This window comes from Gordonia terrae (assembly GCF_001698225.1).
Taxonomy (GTDB): Bacteria; Actinomycetota; Actinomycetes; order Mycobacteriales; family Mycobacteriaceae; genus Gordonia; species Gordonia terrae.
Map to the genome: position 1 here is coordinate 2,591,527 of NZ_CP016594.1, position 17,988 is coordinate 2,609,514.

The window sequence follows — 17,988 nt, forward strand, 5'->3', positions numbered from 1 at the left end:
CGTCCCGACCCGGACGCGTCTTCGCGTGTCCGCCCCGACCCTAGGAGCGCCCCCGTGCCCGACGACGTCCAGGTGACCAGCCCCGCCACGATCCGTGTGCCGGCTGGGACGACCGCGGGCACCGCACTGCGCGAGGCCGAGTTGCCCAACAAGGGGCCGGAGGCCGTCGTCGTCGTCCGCGACGCGGGCGGCGATCTGCGCGACCTGTCGTGGGCACCCGACGCCGACACCGATGTCGAACCGGTCGCCGCGAACACCGAGGCCGGCCGCAGCGTGATCCGGCATTCGACCGCACACGTTCTCGCGCAGGCGGTCCAGGAGCTGTTCCCCGAGGCCAAGCTCGGCATCGGCCCGCCGATCAAGGACGGCTTCTACTACGACTTCGACGTCGCCGAGCCCTTCACACCCGAGGACATCGCAGCCCTCGAGAAGAAGATGAAGCAGATCATCAAGTCGGGTCAGCGATTCTCGCGCCGGGTCTACGCGTCGAAGGACGAGGCCCGCGCCGAACTGGCCGGCGAGCCGTTCAAGCTCGAGCTCATCGACGACAAGGGTGCCGCCGACGACGCCGAGGTCATGGAGGTCGGCGGTGGCGAACTGTCGGTCTACGACAACCTCAATCCTCGTACGGGCGAACGGATCTGGTGCGATCTGTGCCGCGGGCCGCACGTCCCGACCACCAAGTACATTGCGGCTTTCAAGCTGACCCGCAGCTCGGCGGCCTACTGGCGCGGCGATCAGGCCAACGCCGGTCTGCAGCGCGTGTACGGCACCGCGTGGGAGTCGGCGGAGGCCCAGGACGCGCATCTCGAGATGCTCGCGGAGGCCGAGAAGCGCGACCACCGCCGCCTGGGTTCCGAGCTGGACCTGTTCAGCTTCCCCGACGAGATCGGCTCGGGCCTGCCGGTCTTCCACCCCAAGGGCGGCATCATCCGCAAGGAGCTCGAGGACTACTCGCGACTCCGCCACTCGCAGGCCGGCTACGAGTTCGTCTACACCCCGCATGCGACGAAGGGCGAGCTGTTCAAGCGGTCGGGTCACCTCGACTGGTACGCCGACGGCATGTACCCGCCGATGCAGCTCGACGAGGAGGTCGACGCCGACGGCACCGTCCGCCGACCGGCCATCGACTACTACCTCAAGCCGATGAACTGCCCGATGCACAACCTGATCTTCAACTCGCGGGGCCGTTCGTATCGTGAGCTGCCGCTTCGCCTGTTCGAGTTCGGCACGGTGTACCGCTACGAGAAGTCCGGCGTCGTCCACGGCTTGACCCGTGCGCGCGGCTTCACCCAGGACGACGCCCACATCTACTGCACCCGGGAGCAGATGGGCGATGAGGTGCGGTCGCTGCTGCAGTTCGTGCTCGATCTGCTGCGCGACTACGGTCTCGACGACTTCTACCTGGAGCTGTCGACCCGCAATCCCGACAAGTCGATCGGCTCCGACGAGGCCTGGGAAGAGGCGACCGAGGTCCTGCGCGACGCCGCGTCGAGCTTCGGACTCGACCTCGTCGACGACCCCGGGGGCGCCGCGTTCTACGCGCCGAAGATCTCCGTGCAGGCCCGCGACGCCATCGGCCGGACGTGGCAGATGTCGACCATCCAGGTCGATCTGATGCTGCCGGACCGGTTCGAGATGGAGTACACCGGTTCCGACGGCGCCAAGCACCGCCCGGTGATGATCCACCGAGCCCTGTTCGGGTCGATCGAGCGGTTCTTCGGTGTACTCACCGAGCACTACGCGGGAGCGTTCCCGGCCTGGCTGTCCCCGGTCCATGTGGTGGGCATCCCGGTCGCCGAGGCGTTCGTCGAGCACCTCCAGGGCGTCGTCGACGATCTGTTCGCCGCCGGCGTCCGCGCCGAGGTCGACTCCTCCGACGACCGGATGCAGAAGAAGATCCGCAACCACACCACCGGCAAGGTGCCGTTCATGCTGCTGGCCGGCGAGCGCGACGTCGAGGCAGGCGCGGTGAGCTTCCGCTTCCGCGACGGGACGCAGGTCAACGGCGTGCCGGTGGCCGACGCGGTGTCCGTCATCGTCGAGTGGGTCCGCAGCAGGCGCAACGAGTCGCCCACCAAGGAGCTGATCGAGATCGCCCTGGGCGACGTGGAGACGGTCGTGGTGGCGGGGGCGCTCGATGAGTGACGCCGCCTTCGGGGACGCGCCCGGCGAGATCCGGGACGAGGGGGTCGGCGTCGGCGATCGCCTGCAGCGGCTGTGGAGTCCGCACCGGATGACCTACATCGCCGACCCGCAACCGGCGGAGAAGACCGGACACCCGTTCCTCGACATCCCGACCATGTCCGACGAGGACGGTCTCATCGTGGCGCGCGGCGAGGCCGTCTACGCGGTGCTGAACCTCTATCCGTACAACCCGGGGCACACCATGGTGGTGCCGTACCGGCAGGTCGCCGACCTCGAGGACCTGACCGCGACGGAATCGGCCGAACTGATGTCGTTCACGCAGCGGATGATCCGGACCATCAAGTCGGTGTCGAATCCGAACGCCTTCAACGTGGGACTGAACCTCGGGTACGCCGCGGGCGGTTCGCTCTCCGAACACCTCCACCAGCACATCGTGCCGCGGTGGATGGGTGACGCGAACTTCATCACGATCGTGGGTGAGACGAAGGTCATGCCACAGCTGCTGCGAGACACCCGCGGACTGCTGGCCGATGCCTGGCAGCGTCTGGGCGACTGACGTCCGCGGCGTGCGATCAGGTGAGGCGAGTCAGACGATGAGTGACCGGGACGCGTCGGCGCGCGGCGCGCGGCGAGATGGGGGAGGAACTCGGCGATGCTGAGCATTCTGGGTCGGGCGTCGGTCTCGAAGGTGACCCTCCCGATGGGTCGGGCGCTCCTGCGGACCGGGCTCACGCCGGACTCGGTGACGGTGATCGGCACGCTGGCCGGCGTCGCGGCCGCGCTCACCCTCTTCCCGATGGGACAGCTCTTCTGGGGCACGCTGGTCATCTGGCTGTTCGTGATGTTCGACATGCTCGACGGCGCGATGGCCCGTGCCCGCGGCGGTGGTACGCGCTTCGGTGCGGTCCTCGACGCGACATGCGACCGCGTCGCCGACGGCGCCATCTTCGCCGGCCTGGCGTGGTGGTGCGCCATCACCGAACCCCACGATCTGTTGCTCGTCGCGACCCTGATCTGTCTGGTGACCTCCCAGGTGATCTCCTACGCCAAGGCCCGCGCGGAGGCGAGCGGTCTCTACGGCGACGGCGGTCTCATCGAGCGGCCGGACCGGCTCATCATCGTGCTCGTCGGCACCGGGCTCACGGGACTCGGGTTGTGGTGGGCCGTGCATGTGGCGATGTGGCTCCTCGCCGTCGCCAGCGTGATCACCGTCGGGCAGCGGATGTGGTCGATCGCCCAGTCGCCGGGCGCGCGGGACCTCATCCCGATCACGCCTGCACCCGAGGACACCGCATCCGAGGCCGGCCCGACGGCCGGCCCGGACGGACCGACGCCACCCGTGGGAGAGCGATGACCGATCTCGGCGCACTGGCGGCCGACCTCGGGTACCGGGCGGGCTGGGCCGCGGTCCGATGGGCACCGGAGCGGGCGGCGCGGGCCGTGTTCGACCGCGCGGGGAACGTCGCCGGGCGCCGGTCCGGCGGTCCGGATCAGTTGCGGCGCAATCTCGCCCGTGTCCTCGGTGTCGAACCGGCGGAGGTGCCCGACGACCTCCTCGCCGACGCGATGCGGTCGTACGCGCGCTACTGGTGTGAGGCGTTCCGGCTGCCCGCGCAGGATCGCGCGACGGTGGCGCAGACCGCGGTGCTCCCCGACGCGGACCGGGCTCGTCTGGATGCCGCGCTGGCCCCCGGCAAGGGCGTGATCCTGGCCCTGCCGCACACCGGCAACTGGGACACGGCCGGAGTCTGGCTGGTCCAGCACTACGGCCGATTCGCGACCGTCGCCGAGCGACTCAAGCCGGAGACGCTGTTCGAGCGGTTCGTGGCCTACCGGGAGTCGCTCGGCTTCGAGATCTTCCCGCTCAGTGGCGGCGAGCTGCCGCCCTTCGGGCTGCTGGCCGACCGGCTGCGTGCCGGGGGCATCGTGTGCCTGCTCGGCGAGCGGGACATCGCCCGGCACGGGGTGCCGGTGACCTTCTTCGGCGAGCGAACCCGCATGCCGGCTGGATCGGCGCGACTGGCGATCGAGACCGGCGCCGCACTGTTGCCGGCCCATCACTGGTTCGAGGAGGCGCCGTACTCCCGTATGAGCCTCGGCGAGCCGATCGACGTCTCCGGCGGCATCGAATCCGCCACGCAGGCGCTGGCCGACGCCTTCGCGGTCAACATCGCCGCGCATCCGGCGGATTGGCACATGCTGCAGCCGCTCTGGGAGGCGGACTGGACCGATCGGCAACGCAGTCGCGTGGAACGGGACGGGCCGCCGCCATGACCGGCCCGCACGATCAGGACTCGGAAACGACGACCAGGGGAGTGCCATGCGTATCGGGATGATCTGTCCCTACTCCTTCGATGTGCCCGGCGGGGTCCAGGCCCACGTCACCGAACTCGCCGACGTCTTCCTCGACCGCGGTCACGAGGTGAGTGTGCTCGCCCCGGCCGCCCGCGACACCGACCTGCCGGAGTACGTCGTCCGGGCGGGACCGGCGCTGGCCATCCCGTACAACGGATCGGTCTCCCGCGTGAACTTCAGTCCCAAGGGCTACCTGCGACTCCGACGCTGGGTCGCCGAGAACGGCTTCGACGTCCTGCACGTGCACGAACCGAATTCGCCGAGCATCTCGATGCTGTCGTTGATGGTGGCGTCCGGGCCGATCGTCACGACGTTTCACACAGCGACGTCGAAGTCATTGTGGCTGAGCGTTTTCCAAGGAATCCTGCGGCCTTATCACGAACGGATCGCGGGCAAGATCGCCGTCTCCGAGCTCGCGCGCCGGTGGCAGATGGAATCGCTCGGCTCGGACGCCGTCGAGATCCCGAACGGCATCAACGTCGCCTCCTTCGCCGACGCGGAGCCCCTCGAGGGATATCCGCATCCCGGTGGGACGATCCTGTTCCTCGGTCGCTTCGACGAACCACGCAAAGGCATCGACGTGCTGATGCGCGCCCTGCCCGCGGTGGTGGAGAAGTTCCCGTATGTGCGGGTCCTCGTCGTGGGCGGCGGCAATCAGGCGGCGTTGCGCCGTCGGGCGGGCGCGCTCGCCGAGCATCTCGTGTTCCTCGGGCAGGTCGACGACGCGACCAAGGCGCGGGCGCTGGCTTCGGCCGACGTGTACTGCGCACCCAACCTCGGCGGCGAGAGCTTCGGCATCGTCCTCGTCGAGGCGATGGCGGCGGGTGCGGCGGTGATCGCCAGCTCGCTGAACGCTTTCCGCCGGGTCCTCGACGACGGCCGGGCGGGTCGGCTGGTCGAGACGGGTTCCCCCGATCAGCTCGCGGCGGGGCTCGTCGAGCTGCTGACCGATCCGGAAGCGCGCGCCGACCTCGTCGCCGCCGGTCGGGTCCGCGCCGACAAATACGACTGGTCGCGGGTCGCCGATCAGATCCTCCGGGTCTACGACACCGTCACCGTGGGAGCCGGTCCGGTCGTGGTGTCGGACTGATGGCCACCTGGATCGTTCTCGGTGTGGTGGCCGTGCTGCTCGTGGTGGGCTGGGCCTACCACACGGCGAACCGGCTCGACCGCCTCAACGTGCGGGTCGACCTCGCCCGTCAGGCGCTCGAGTCGAGTCTCGACCGTCGAGCGGTGGTCGTGCGTGCCGTCGCCGCCGAGATGATCACGGGCGACGGTTCCGCGGGGTACCGCACGCCCGTCGGCGACGACGTCGCCGCTCAGGCGCGTGAACTGGCGCTGCTGGCCGACCGGGCCGAGCGTGCGGCTCCGTCGGCGCGTGAGGACGCCGAGAACGCCGTGTCGGCCGCGCTGGCGCGCACCGACCCAAACCGTCGGTCCGCAGCGCTCGTCGTCGAGCTCGCCGATGCCGAGACGCGGGTGATGATGGCCCGTCGCTTCTACAACGACGCCGTCCGCGACACCAGGGCTCTCGCGCAGCGGCGGCCCGTCCGGTGGCTCCGGCTCGGCGGGCACGCCACGCCCCCGGAGTACTTCGAGATCATCGAGCGCGTCACCCCAGGCCAGGCGGACTGACCCTCGTCGGGGGCGATCGGCCCCTCACCTAGACTGGTGGGCGTACCGACGCCGCGATCGCGGCTGGTCGAGACTGCGACACGAGGAGATCTTCAGTGAGTCACAACGGCGCGACCGTTCCCGAGGTCGGCCAGGGCACGGCCCGGGTCAAGCGTGGCATGGCAGAAATGCTCAAGGGCGGCGTGATCATGGATGTCGTGACCCCCGAGCAGGCGAAGATCGCCGAGGACGCCGGTGCCGTCGCGGTCATGGCCCTCGAGCGGGTGCCCGCCGACATCCGCGCCCAGGGTGGCGTGTCGCGGATGAGCGACCCGGACATGATCGACGGCATCATCGCCGCGGTGTCGATCCCGGTGATGGCCAAGGCCCGCATCGGTCACTTCGTCGAGGCGCAGGTCCTGCAGAGCCTGGGCGTGGACTACGTCGACGAGTCCGAGGTCCTGACCCCGGCCGACTACAGCAACCACATCGACAAGTGGGCGTTCACCGTGCCGTTCGTGTGCGGTGCGACCAATCTCGGTGAGGCCCTGCGCCGCATCACCGAAGGCGCGGCGATGATCCGCTCGAAGGGCGAGGCGGGTACCGGCGATGTGTCCAACGCGACCACGCACATGCGTCAGATCCGCGATCAGATCCGTCGGCTGACGTCGCTGCCGAAGGACGAGTTGTACGTCGCGGCAAAGGAATTGCAGGCGCCCTACGATCTCGTGGCCGAGGTTGCCGAGGCCGGCAAGCTGCCGGTCACGCTGTTCACCGCCGGCGGCATCGCCACCCCGGCCGACGCCGCGATGATGATGCAGCTCGGCGCCGAGGGCGTGTTCGTGGGATCGGGGATCTTCAAGTCGGGCAACCCGGCACAGCGCGCCGCGGCCATCGTGCAGGCGACCACCTTCCACGACGACCCGGACGTGCTGGCGAAGGTCTCGCGCGGTCTGGGCGAGGCGATGGTCGGCATCAACGTCGACGACATCCCGCAGCCGCACCGCCTCGCCGAGCGCGGCTGGTGACCGGTTCGACCGAATCGTAGGTGGTCAGCCGGACCGCCGTCCGCCGCGGAGCCCCCGCCCAACACGCCCGAGACCGAACAGTCGACAGGCGTAGCGGGTCAAGGGCTCCGCGGCGGTAGTATCTGCTGATCATGGATGCGGCGACCATCGTTCGAGACGCTTCGGTCTCGGGCACACACATCGTGGGTGAATTGCGGCTCGAGTGGTCTGCCGCGTGCAACGTCGGACGAGTCCGCGAGACAAACGAGGACGCTGCGCTCGCGCTGCCGGGGATGTACCTGCTCGCCGACGGCATGGGCGGTCACGACAGCGGGGAGCTGGCCAGCGAGGCAGCGCTTCTCACCCTGTCGGAGGCCACCAGCGCGGGGGAGCTCAAGGCCACCCAGCTGCAGCTCGATGATCTGCTGCTCGCCGCCCAGCGTCGGATCGGGGAGATCGACACCGAGACCGAGCGTCGCGCGGGCACCACCGCGACCGGCGTCGTGCTCGTCACGCACCAGCAGAGCCCCCACTGGCTCGTGCTCAACATCGGCGACTCCCGGACCTACCGTTTCCAGAACGGGTCGCTCAACCAGCTCACCACCGACCACTCCCAGGTCCAGGAATTCATCGACGCCGGCTTCCTCACCCCCGAGCAGGCCCGCACCGACCCGCGTCGCAACGTGATCACCCGTGCGTTGGGCGCCGGCATGGTCGACCCGGTGGCCGACTACTCGAGCACCCCGGCTTTCCCGGGTGACGTGCTGCTGCTGTGCACCGACGGCCTGACCGGTGAACTGCCCGACGAGGAGATCGGCGACATCCTGCGCAACGCCGCGGATTCCCAACAGGCTGCCGAGCGGCTCGTCGACGCCGCGCTGGCACTCGGCGCGCACGACAATGTCACCGTGATCGTCGTGTCCGTCCACGAGTCGGTGCCGACCCTGACGATGCCCGCGCTCGACGGTTCGGCGCAGGGAGAGGCAGCCGGACAGGCTCCGGCACCCGACCCGAGCTGATCGGAGAGCAGATGACCACGGGGCAGGATCGAGCCGCGACCCCCGCAGAACCCGGCGACGCCGCGCTCGATGCCGGGGCAACCTACGTCGAGTACTGCGGCGAACGCATCGCCCTCGACGCCGATCGCCGATTCTTCATCGGTCGGGAAGCCGATCTGTCGATCGACGACAATCCTTACCTTCATCGTCGATTCCTGGTCGTCCACAACGAGAACGGGCTGTGGTGGCTGACCAATCTGGGTACGCACCTGTCGGCCAGCGTGTCGGCGGGCGATGTCGGGTTCTCCGCGACGTTGGGTCCGGGTGCGCGGATGCCGCTGGTCTTCGGCGAGACGACCATCGTGTTCACCGCGGGCCCCACCACCTATGAACTGAGCCTGTTCGCCCGCGCGCCGCAGGTGAAGTCCGTGACCCGCCCGGAGTACAGCGGCGGTCACACCACCCAGGGCGTGCCGACGCTCACCGAGAGCCAGAAACTGCTCATCATCGTGCTGGCCGAGGAGATCCTCCGACGCGAGGGGACAGGGTCGAGTGCCATCCCGTCATCGGCGCAGGCGGCCCGACGGCTGGGCTGGCCGCTCACCAAGTTCAACCGCAAGCTCGACAACGTCTGCGACAAACTCGACCAGCTCGGCGTGAGCGGAATGCGCGGCGGCGGAGGCAAACTCGCCAGCAATCGCCGGACCAAACTCGTTGAATACGCGGTGTCGTCGCGCATCGTCACCCGCGAGGACCTCCCGCTCATCGACGCCGAGGCGGCACGGAACGCCGAGGGCTGAGGCCGACTCTCCTTTGCACGCTGTTGACCTGCGGTTTCATCGTGGGTAGTTCTCCCCACGGGTAGGGGAGTTCTCCCCATCGACCGCCCGGGCGAAAGCTCATAATCTTCATCTCATCGCCGGGAGAACCCGGAGGACCACCCCAGAAGATGAGTGAAGAGGAAGCACACATGACTGCGATCGCCCATCAGGCTCCCCAGCACCTGCGCTCGGTCAGCGCTCGTCGCGATGCGGAGGCCATCGCCCGCCGGAAGGAAGCCCTGGCGCGTCTCGCGGCCCGCCGGATGCCGTTGCCCGGCCACCAGATCCAGACGTCGCGCTCGGGTCAGCCGCTGGGTCTGGGACATCGACCGGGCCACCCCCACCTGCACCGGGCGGTCGCCGTGCCCGCCACCACCGACATCCCCGAGGTCGCCGCGGCACCGGCCGTCGACCGGGCGAAGCCCAACCTCACCTCACGCGAGGTCGAGGTGCTGCGCACCTGGATGCTCGGCGACTCCAAACCTGCTGTGGCACAGGAGCTCTACATCTCGCTCGGCACGGTCAACACTCACCTCACCCGCATCCGGGCCAAGTACGCCGAGATCGGCCGTCCGGCCCCGACCAAGGCGTCGTTGGTCGCCCGCGCCATCCAGGACGGGATCATGACGCTCGACGAGCTCTGATCGCGGAACGTCTGGCCGGCGGGCAGGGGAGTGTCCACCGGCCCGGTGCGCGATACTGGTCTGCGTGGCAGCCATCGAGGACATACTCCAGGTCGAGCAGATCGACAACGACATCTACCGTGGCGGTGCCTTCCCGAGTCGCCTGCAGCGCACTTTCGGCGGTCAGGTCGCAGGCCAGGCCCTGATGTCGGCGACCCGGACGGTGTCCGAGGAGTTCGATGTCCACTCGTTGCACGGCTACTTCCTTCGCCCCGGCGATCCGGACCGCCCGGCGGTGTTCCTCGTCGACCGCATCAGGGATGGACGATCCTTCGTGACCAGGCGGGTGACCGGAGTCCAGAACGGTGAGGCCATCTTCACGATGTCGGCGTCGTTCCACGTCCGCACCGACGAGGGCTACGAGCACCAGGACCGGATGCCGCCGGCGCCGCGCCCGGACGAGCTCGCCGACCGATCCGAGGAACTGAGTGAGAGCGAGCGCGCGGTCTTCCAGGAGTGGCGCAACTTCGACCTGCGCATCGTCCCGGCCGACAAGCTTGTCACGTCGCCCTATTTCGCTGCCCAGCAACGGGTGTGGTTCCGTTACCGACATCCGCTGCCAGATGACACGGTGTTCCACGTCGGCACGCTCGCCTACATGAGCGACATGACCCTGATCGGTTCGTCGCGCGTGCCGCATCCGGACTCCAAGCCGCAGGTGGCCTCCCTCGACCACGCCATGTGGTTCATGCGGCCCTTCCGCGCCGACGACTGGCTCCTCTACGACCAGACCTCGCCGTCGGCGGGAGCCGGACGTTCCCTCACCCAAGGGCGGATCTTCGACCTACAGGGACGACTCGTGGCCGCGGTCACCCAGGAGGGCCTGACCCGCACCGGGCGGCGCGACCCCGCCCGGACCGATCGGTGACCGCGACGAACCGGCCGCGTATCGGGGTCCTCGCGCTGCAGGGTGACGTCCGCGAGCACGTCCACGCGCTCGAGGCCAGCGGTGCCGACGCCATCGCCGTCCGTCGTCCGGCCGAGCTCGACGAGATCGACGGGATCGTCATTCCGGGCGGCGAGTCGACCACGATGAGCAAATTGCTCGGCATCTTCGACCTGTTCGACCCGCTCGCGGAGAAGCTGTCCGACGGGCTCCCGGCCTACGGGTCGTGCGCCGGCATGATCATGCTCGCATCCACGATCCTCGACACCCGCCCGGACGCGCGGCACCTCGATGCCCTCGATGTGACGGTGCGCCGCAACGCATTCGGCCGCCAGGTCGAGAGCTTCGAGACCGATCTCGACTTCGCCGGGATCACCGACGCCGAGGGTGCTGCGCCGATGCGCGCGGTGTTCATCCGCGCGCCGTGGGTGGAGACGATCGCCCCCGAGGTCAAGGTGCTGGCACGCGTGCCCGACGGTCCGGCGGCCGGGCGGATCGTCGCGGTCCGTCAAGGAAACGTCCTCGCGACGTCGTTTCACCCAGAGGTGACCGGCGACCGGCGCGTACATGAATACTTCGTGGAGATGGTGCGTCGGTAAGATCGTGCCGAACCAGAGGTAGACCATGAGCCCGGCACGCCGGGCGCAACCAACAGGGCGCACAACAAGTTGGGCGGCCGGACAGAGGCAGGAGTGCGCCGGATGCGGGCTGCGGCCCGCCGCACGTGCCGGCGCCGGGAAAGGAATCGACGGACATGAGCGGCCACTCCAAATGGGCCACCACCAAGCACAAGAAGGCGGCCATCGACGCCAAGCGCGGCAAGATGTTCGCCAAGCTCATCAAGAACATCGAGGTGGCGGCACGGACCGGCGGCGGCGACCCGGCGGGCAACCCCACGCTGTTCGACGCCATCCAGAAGGCCAAGAAGTCGTCGGTCCCCAACGACAACATCGAGCGCGCGCGCAAGCGCGGCGGTGGCGAAGAGGCCGGCGGCGCCGACTGGCAGACCATCATGTACGAGGGCTACGGACCCAACGGCGTGGCCGTGCTCATCGAGTGCCTCACCGACAACCGCAACCGCGCGGCCGGCGAGGTCCGGACCGCGATGACGCGCAACGGCGGCAACATGGCCGACCCGGGCTCGGTGTCCTACCTGTTCACCCGCAAGGGCGTGGTGACGCTCGAGAAGAACGGGCAGAGCGAGGACGACGTGCTGATGGCTGTGCTCGACGCCGGTGCCGAAGAGGTCACCGATCTGGGTGAGTCCTTCGAGATCGTGAGCGAGCCAAGCGATCTGATCGCAGTCCGCAGCGCTCTGCAGGAGGCCGGGATCGACTATGACTCCGCCGAGGCGAGCTTCCGGGCGTCGGTCGAGGTGGCCGTGGACGCCGACGGCGCCCGCAAGGTGTTCAAGCTGATCGACGCGCTCGAGGACTCCGACGACGTCCAGAACGTCTACAGCAACGTCGACATCAGCGACGACGTCCTCGCCGAACTCGAGAACGACTGACCTCAGGACGCGGCCAGGTGTGTTGATCACCGGCGTCGTCCGCTCGTCCCGATAGGATCTCGAACAGTTGTTCGCAACTGTCCGCGAGGCCTGGGAGGGTACGAGTGCGCGTCATGGGTGTCGATCCGGGTCTGACCCGGTGCGGTATCGCGCTGGTCGAGTCGGCGCGTGGTAGGTCGGTGACGGCGCTCGACGTCGACGTGGTGCGCACCCCGAGTGACATGGACCTCGCCGAGCGGTTGCTCGCCATCTACACCTCGGCGTGTCACTGGCTCGACGTCCACCAGCCCGACGTGGTCGCCATCGAACGCGTCTTCGCCCAGAATCAGGTGTCCACCGCGATGGGGACCGCGCAGGCCGGTGGCGTCATCGCGCTGGCCGCGTCGCAGCGCGATGTCCCGGTCCGCTTCCACACCCCCTCGGAGGTGAAGGCGGCCGTGACCGGCAGCGGGCGCGCCGACAAGGCCCAGGTGACCGCGATGGTCACCCGGATTCTCGGCATGCAGACCAAACCGCGTCCCGCCGACGCGGCCGACGCGCTCGCGCTGGCGATCTGTCACTGCTGGCGCGGACCGATGATGGAACGGATGGCCGCCGCGCAGAAGCAGGCCGACGCCGCCGCGGCCCGTCACCGCGCGCGGGTGGCCCAGGCACGAGAGGGGAGTCGCGCATGATCGCGTCAGTTCGCGGACCGGTGTTGGAGATCGCTCTCGACCATGCCGTGATCGATTGCGGGGGAGTGGGTTACCGCGTGCTGGCCACGCCCGCGACGCTGTCCCGGCTTCGCCGGGGCGACGAGGCGACGCTGCTGACCTCGATGATCGTCCGCGAGGACTCGATGACGCTCTACGGCTTCACCGAGCCGGACGCCCGTGCCCTCTTCGCTCTGTTGCAGACGGTGACCGGTGTCGGCCCACGACTGGCGATGGCCACCCTCGCGGTGCTCGAACCGGATGCGCTGCGGCGAGCACTCGCGGAGTCCGACACCAAGGCCCTGACGTCCGTGCCCGGCATCGGCAAGCGGGTGGCCGAACGGCTCTGTGTCGAACTGCGGGACAAGGTCGACCGGCCCACCGGCGAGCCCGCGAGCGGTGTGACCGTCGTCGGCGGCATCCGAGAGCAGGTCGCCGAGGCCCTCGTCGGGCTGGGATTCACCGCGGGCCCCGCCGAGAAGGCGGTCACCGCGGTCCTCGCCGAACACCCCGACGCCGATGCGTCGACGGCGCTCCGGCACTCGTTGTCGCTGCTGGGGAAGGCGTCCTAGATGTTCGACGACACCGATGACGTCGACGACCGGGACGTGAGCGCGACCCCGGTCCGCTCCGACGGCGATCTCGACGCGGGTCTGCGCCCGAAGTCGCTCGCCGACTTCATCGGGCAGCCGCGGGTCTGCGAACAGCTCGAACTCGTTCTGCACGGTGCCAAGGGGCGTGGCGGCACACCCGACCACATCCTGCTGTCGGGTCCGCCAGGGCTCGGCAAGACGTCGCTCGCGATGATCATCGCCTCGGAGATGGGGGCCGCCATCCGGGTGACCTCGGGGCCGGCCCTGGAGCGCGCCGGCGACCTCGCGGCCATGCTGTCCAACCTCGTCGAGGGCGATGTGCTGTTCATCGACGAGATCCATCGCATCGCGCGTCCGGCCGAGGAGATGCTGTACCTCGCGATGGAGGACTTTCGCGTCGACGTCGTGGTCGGCAAAGGACCCGGTGCGACCTCGATCCCGCTCGACGTCGCGCCGTTCACCCTGGTCGGGGCGACAACCCGATCCGGTTCGCTCACCGGGCCGCTGCGCGACCGGTTCGGATTCACCGCGCACATGGAGTTCTACGAACCCGACGAGCTCGTCCGGGTGCTCCATCGGTCGGCCGGGATCCTGGGCATGGAACTCCGCGGCGACGCCTCCGGCGAGATCGCTCGCCGCTCGCGGGGCACGCCCCGTATCGCGAACAGGCTGCTACGCCGGGTCCGTGACTACGCCGAGGTACGCGGCGACGGCTCGATCACCGTGGACGTCGCCCGCGCAGCGCTCGCGGTCTACGACGTCGACGAACTCGGTTTCGACCGGCTCGACCGAGCCGTGCTCGACGCCCTGATCCGCGCTTTCGGCGGCGGACCGGTCGGCGTGTCGACGCTGGCCGTGGCGGTCGGCGAGGAGCCGGCCACCGTCGAGGAGGTCTGCGAACCGTTCCTGGTGCGCGCCGGGATGATCGCCCGGACGCCCCGCGGGCGGGTCGCCACCGCCGCCGCCTGGCATCACCTCGGTCTCACCCCACCGGCGGGTGCGATGAACGCCACCTTCGGCGTGCGTCCGCGCGACGTCGGTGCGGAGACGTTGTTCGACGACCTCTGACCACACCGGCACCACCTGCGGGGATGACCTCCGCGCAAGACGTGGCACACTGTGTGGAGCACAGCTGAGCTGATGCTGCCCGGATCACCTCCGGACAGGCCGCTCGCTCACGCCGTACATCCCGATACCCAAAGGACTGACTCGCACTCATGGACGCTCTGCTCTTCCCGCTCCTGCTCGCCCTGCTGGCCGGCTTCATGTTCCTGTCGATGCGGAAGCAGAAGAAGCGTGTGGCCGAGATGCAGGAGATGCAGAACTCGGTGTCCACCGGAACCCGCGTCCAGCTGACCTCCGGCCTGTTCGGCACCGTGATCGATGCCAGTTCACCCGACGTCGTCGACGTCGAGATCGCGACCGGCGTGGTCACCCGCTGGAACCGGCTCGCGGTCATGCGCGTGGTCCCGACCGACGAGGCCGCCGCCACCTACGCGGGTCATGTCGCCCCGGAGATCCCGTCCGACGACTACGACGACGTCGACTCGGTCAGCCTGGACAAGCCTGCCGCCGACGACGCGCGCGACACCGACAAGTAAGCCGAACCCGCGCCGCGTCGATTCTGCGACGCGGCGCGCCCACCTGCCCGCACGGCCGCGTCGCACGCGGCTCCGGCGGGACCTGGCCGCGGGCCGGTGGTGGGTCGTGCCGGTCGTGATGCCCGTCGGCCGGTTGACGCTCTCAAGGAGACCTGAACAGCTGTGACAACTCCCTCTCGGACTTCGGGGAAGGGCCGGACTGCAGGGAAGCGGTCGCGACCGGCTCGAGAGATCCCGCCGTGGCGCCCGCTCGTGGCCTTCATCGGCCTGCTCGCGGTCGTGTACGGCCTGATCTTCTTCACCGGACCCCAGACCATCGAACCGAAACTCGGCATCGATCTGCAGGGCGGTACGCGGGTCACGCTGACCGCGCGGACCGAGGACGGACAGGCGGCGACCAGAGAGCAGCTCGACCAGGCGAAGCAGATCATCGAGCAGCGTGTGAACGGCCTCGGTGTCTCCGGTTCCGAGGTCGTCGTCAGCGGCGACAACCTGATCATCACGGTTCCCGGCCAAGACGGTGCGCAGGCCAAGTCGCTGGGTCAGACGGCGCGCCTGTATGTCCGGCCGGTGGTCGGGCAGCCGGCCATGGCGACCCCGCAACCCCCGAAGCCCGAGAGTGCCGACGACCAGGCCGACGCCCTGCCCACCGAGGCCGCGGCCGCCGCGATCGACGAGCAGCGCAGACTGCGGCAGGCGCCGGCGAACGCGACCCCGCAGCAGCTCGAGGCACTCCAGCAGCAGATGGCGAAGATGGACTGCTCGCCGACGGCGAACGATCCGCTGCTGGGCAACGATCGCCCCGACCAGTACCTCGTGGCCTGTTCGACCGACGGCTCGGAGGTCTACCTCCTGGGCCCGGAGATCATCGACGGTCGTGACATCAAGAACGCCAACGCCGGTACCGATCCGCAGACCGGCGAATGGGTGGTGACCCTGGAATTCGAGGGTGAGGCCGCCAACTTCTGGCCTCGGTACACCGCCGAACAGGCACCCAACCGGACCCAGACCGCGTTCACGCTCGACTCGCGCGTCGTCTCGGCGCCGGCGATCAACGAGCCCATCCCGGGTGGTCAGACACGGATCAGCGGCGGTAGCGCCAGCCCGTTCACCGAATCGTCGTCGAACGAGCTCGCGAACGTGCTGAAGTACGGCTCGCTGCCGCTGTCGTTCACCGCGTCGGACGCCGAGACGATCTCGGCGACACTGGGTCTCGCCTCGCTGCAGGCCGGCCTCATCGCCGGACTGGTCGGTCTGATCGCGGTCTTCATCTACGCCCTGGCCTACTACCGAATGCTCGGCATCCTCACGGTGCTGTCGCTGGTCCTGGCCGGCGCCATGGTCTACGGCATCATCGTCCTGCTCGGCCGCTGGATCGGATTCACGCTCGACCTCGCCGGTATCGCGGGTCTGATCATCGGTATCGGTATGACCGCCGACTCCTTCGTCGTCTACTTCGAGCGAATAAAGGACGAGATGCGCGAGGGGCGCAGCTTCCGGTCCGCGGTGCCCCGCGGCTGGGCGAGCGCGCGCCGCACCATCTGGTCCGGCAACGCGGTGAGCTTCATCGCCGCCGCCGTCATCTACGTCCTGGCGATCGGCGAGGTCCGCGGCTTCGCGTTCACGCTGGGTCTCACCACGATCCTCGATGTCATGGTCGTGTTCCTGGTCACCCACCCGCTGGTCGTCTACGCGAGCCGCTCGACGTTCCTGTCGAAACCGAGCGTCAACGGCCTCGGGGCGATCAGCGAGGTCGCCCGCCAGCGTCGCGTCGCGGCACACCGACAGGCGAGTGCTACCCCCGACGGCACGCCCGCGGGCACCGCGGACGCCGACGACACCACTGATGCCACTCGGGAGAAGGGGACGGTGCGATGACCGGGCCGGACAACAAGGCAGCCGGCGACTCGGCCGTTCTCGACGCCGATAAGGCCCAGCCCGGCGCGGACGCCGACTTCGTCGCCGATCGCAACCGCTCGTTCCTGTCCCGGCTCTACACCGGTACCGGTGCGTTCCAGATCGTCGGGCGTCGGCGCATGTGGTACGGCGTGACCGCGGCGATCCTGCTGATCTGCCTGGCCTCGATCGGAATCCGTGGGTTCACCCTCGGCATCGACTTCGAGGGCGGCACCCAGATGTCGGTACCGGTGGCCTCCTCGGAGATCACCGCGGAGTCGGTGGAGAAGGTCGTCGCCGACACGCTCGGCGAGGCTCCGGAGTCGGTGCAGACCGCGGGTGCCGGCGGCAGCCAGACGGTGCAGGTGCGCACCGAGACACTCGATCTCGCCCAGGCGGAGTCGGTGACGCGTGCGTTGGCCGACGAGTTCGGACCGGAACTCGCGCCCGCCGAGGTGAGCATCTCGGATGTGAGCTCCACGTGGGGCAGTGAGATCACCGAGCGAATGCTGATCGCGCTGGTGGTCTTCCTGGTCATCGTCTTCGTGTACATCGCGGTGCGATTCGACCGGGAGATGTCGATCGCGGCGATGGGGTCGCTGTTCTTCGACCTGATCGTCACCGCCGGGATCTATTCGCTGGTCGGCTGGGAGGTCACGCCGGCAACGGTCATCGGTCTGCTCACCATCCTCGGCTTCTCGATCTACGACACGGTGGTCGTGTTCGACAAGGTCTCGGAGAACACCCGCTCGGTTCTGCAGACAACCCGCCGCACGTACGCCGAACAGGCCAACCTCGGCGTCAACCAGACGCTGATGCGATCGATCAACACCACCGTCATCTCGGTGTTGCCGATCATCGCGCTGATGGTCATCGCGGTCTGGCTGCTCGGCGTCGGCACGCTCAAAGACCTCGGTCTGATCCAGCTTGTCGGTGTGCTGGTCGGTACCTTCTCGTCGGTCTTCCTCGCGGCGCCGCTCCTGGCGACCCTGAAGGAACGTCGCCCCGAGATCGCCCGCCACACCGACAAGGTGCTCAAGCGTCGCGCCGCGGTCGAGGCCGGTGCGCCGGTCGGTGACGCGCGTCCCGTCCGGACCCAGCGACGAGGCGAGACCGTCGAGACCGACGAGGCGGACCGCGCGGTCCCGACCGGCAAACGCCGCCGGAACCGCTAGTCTCTCCGA

General features: G+C 69.0%; 19 protein-coding genes. All 19 read left to right on the forward strand.

Annotated elements, in window-relative coordinates; genetic code table 11:
- Positions 1-54: 54 nt before the first annotated feature.
- The 19 genes from thrS to secF all read left to right on the forward strand — a co-directional run bounded on the left by thrS (position 55) and on the right by secF (position 17,979).
- Positions 55-2,148 carry a threonine--tRNA ligase gene (gene thrS / locus BCM27_RS11785; protein WP_033203434.1) on the forward strand — a complete coding sequence of 698 codons (2,094 nt, stop codon included), beginning with the start codon at positions 55-57 and terminating at the stop codon, positions 2,146-2,148.
- A complete protein-coding gene (locus BCM27_RS11790; RefSeq protein WP_004018806.1) occupies positions 2,141-2,704 on the forward strand; it encodes an ATP adenylyltransferase in 564 nt (187 codons plus the stop codon). Before thrS ends, BCM27_RS11790 begins: the two co-directional genes overlap by 8 nt.
- 96 nt (positions 2,705-2,800) lie before the next feature.
- Entirely contained in the window at positions 2,801-3,502 is a 702-nt protein-coding gene (gene pgsA, locus BCM27_RS11795) for a phosphatidylinositol phosphate synthase (RefSeq protein ID WP_004018805.1), read from the forward strand.
- A complete protein-coding gene (locus tag BCM27_RS11800; RefSeq protein WP_004018804.1) occupies positions 3,499-4,422 on the forward strand; it encodes a phosphatidylinositol mannoside acyltransferase in 924 nt (307 codons plus the stop codon). Before pgsA ends, BCM27_RS11800 begins: the two co-directional genes overlap by 4 nt.
- Before the next feature lie 46 nt (positions 4,423-4,468).
- On the forward strand, positions 4,469-5,593 hold the full coding sequence (locus BCM27_RS11805; protein ID WP_004018803.1) for a glycosyltransferase family 4 protein: 1,125 nt from the start codon (positions 4,469-4,471) through the stop codon (positions 5,591-5,593).
- Positions 5,593-6,138 carry a LemA family protein gene (locus tag BCM27_RS11810; protein WP_004018802.1) on the forward strand — a complete coding sequence of 182 codons (546 nt, stop codon included), beginning with the start codon at positions 5,593-5,595 and terminating at the stop codon, positions 6,136-6,138. The genes BCM27_RS11805 and BCM27_RS11810 overlap by 1 nt, the downstream gene beginning before the upstream one ends.
- 95 nt (positions 6,139-6,233) lie before the next feature.
- Positions 6,234-7,145: a pyridoxal 5'-phosphate synthase lyase subunit PdxS gene (gene pdxS / locus BCM27_RS11815; protein WP_004018801.1), complete on the forward strand. Its 912-nt coding sequence runs from the start codon at positions 6,234-6,236 to the stop codon at positions 7,143-7,145.
- Positions 7,146-7,276: 131 nt separating this feature from the next.
- Positions 7,277-8,143, forward strand: coding sequence for a PP2C family protein-serine/threonine phosphatase (locus BCM27_RS11820; RefSeq protein WP_004018800.1), 867 nt, complete (start codon positions 7,277-7,279; stop codon positions 8,141-8,143).
- A gap of 11 nt (positions 8,144-8,154) precedes the next feature.
- Complete coding sequence (locus BCM27_RS11825; protein WP_004018799.1) at positions 8,155-8,922, forward strand: hypothetical protein; 768 nt, start codon at positions 8,155-8,157, stop codon at positions 8,920-8,922.
- Positions 8,923-9,092: 170 nt separating this feature from the next.
- A complete protein-coding gene (locus BCM27_RS11830) occupies positions 9,093-9,587 on the forward strand; it encodes a helix-turn-helix transcriptional regulator (protein WP_033203431.1) in 495 nt (164 codons plus the stop codon).
- 64 nt (positions 9,588-9,651) lie between these two features.
- On the forward strand, positions 9,652-10,494 hold the full coding sequence (locus tag BCM27_RS11835) for an acyl-CoA thioesterase (protein WP_004018797.1): 843 nt from the start codon (positions 9,652-9,654) through the stop codon (positions 10,492-10,494).
- Positions 10,491-11,111, forward strand: a complete 621-nt coding sequence (pdxT, locus tag BCM27_RS11840) for a pyridoxal 5'-phosphate synthase glutaminase subunit PdxT (protein ID WP_004018796.1) — start codon at positions 10,491-10,493, stop codon at positions 11,109-11,111. The genes BCM27_RS11835 and pdxT overlap by 4 nt, the downstream gene beginning before the upstream one ends.
- Positions 11,112-11,266: 155 nt before the next feature.
- Positions 11,267-12,022 carry a YebC/PmpR family DNA-binding transcriptional regulator gene (locus tag BCM27_RS11845; protein ID WP_004018794.1) on the forward strand — a complete coding sequence of 252 codons (756 nt, stop codon included), beginning with the start codon at positions 11,267-11,269 and terminating at the stop codon, positions 12,020-12,022.
- Between the two features lie 104 nt (positions 12,023-12,126).
- On the forward strand, positions 12,127-12,696 hold the full coding sequence (gene ruvC, locus BCM27_RS11850) for a crossover junction endodeoxyribonuclease RuvC (protein WP_033203429.1): 570 nt from the start codon (positions 12,127-12,129) through the stop codon (positions 12,694-12,696).
- Positions 12,693-13,286 carry a Holliday junction branch migration protein RuvA gene (gene ruvA / locus BCM27_RS11855; RefSeq protein WP_004018792.1) on the forward strand — a complete coding sequence of 198 codons (594 nt, stop codon included), beginning with the start codon at positions 12,693-12,695 and terminating at the stop codon, positions 13,284-13,286. The genes ruvC and ruvA overlap by 4 nt, the downstream gene beginning before the upstream one ends.
- Positions 13,287-14,375, forward strand: coding sequence for a Holliday junction branch migration DNA helicase RuvB (gene ruvB, locus BCM27_RS11860; RefSeq protein ID WP_004018789.1), 1,089 nt, complete (start codon positions 13,287-13,289; stop codon positions 14,373-14,375).
- Between the two features lie 149 nt (positions 14,376-14,524).
- Complete coding sequence (yajC, locus tag BCM27_RS11865) at positions 14,525-14,908, forward strand: preprotein translocase subunit YajC (RefSeq protein WP_004018788.1); 384 nt, start codon at positions 14,525-14,527, stop codon at positions 14,906-14,908.
- 252 nt (positions 14,909-15,160) lie between these two features.
- Positions 15,161-16,786, forward strand: a complete 1,626-nt coding sequence (gene secD / locus BCM27_RS11870) for a protein translocase subunit SecD (protein ID WP_004018787.1) — start codon at positions 15,161-15,163, stop codon at positions 16,784-16,786.
- Positions 16,783-17,979 carry a protein translocase subunit SecF gene (gene secF, locus BCM27_RS11875; RefSeq protein ID WP_004018786.1) on the forward strand — a complete coding sequence of 399 codons (1,197 nt, stop codon included), beginning with the start codon at positions 16,783-16,785 and terminating at the stop codon, positions 17,977-17,979. Before secD ends, secF begins: the two co-directional genes overlap by 4 nt.
- Positions 17,980-17,988: the final 9 nt, after the last annotated feature.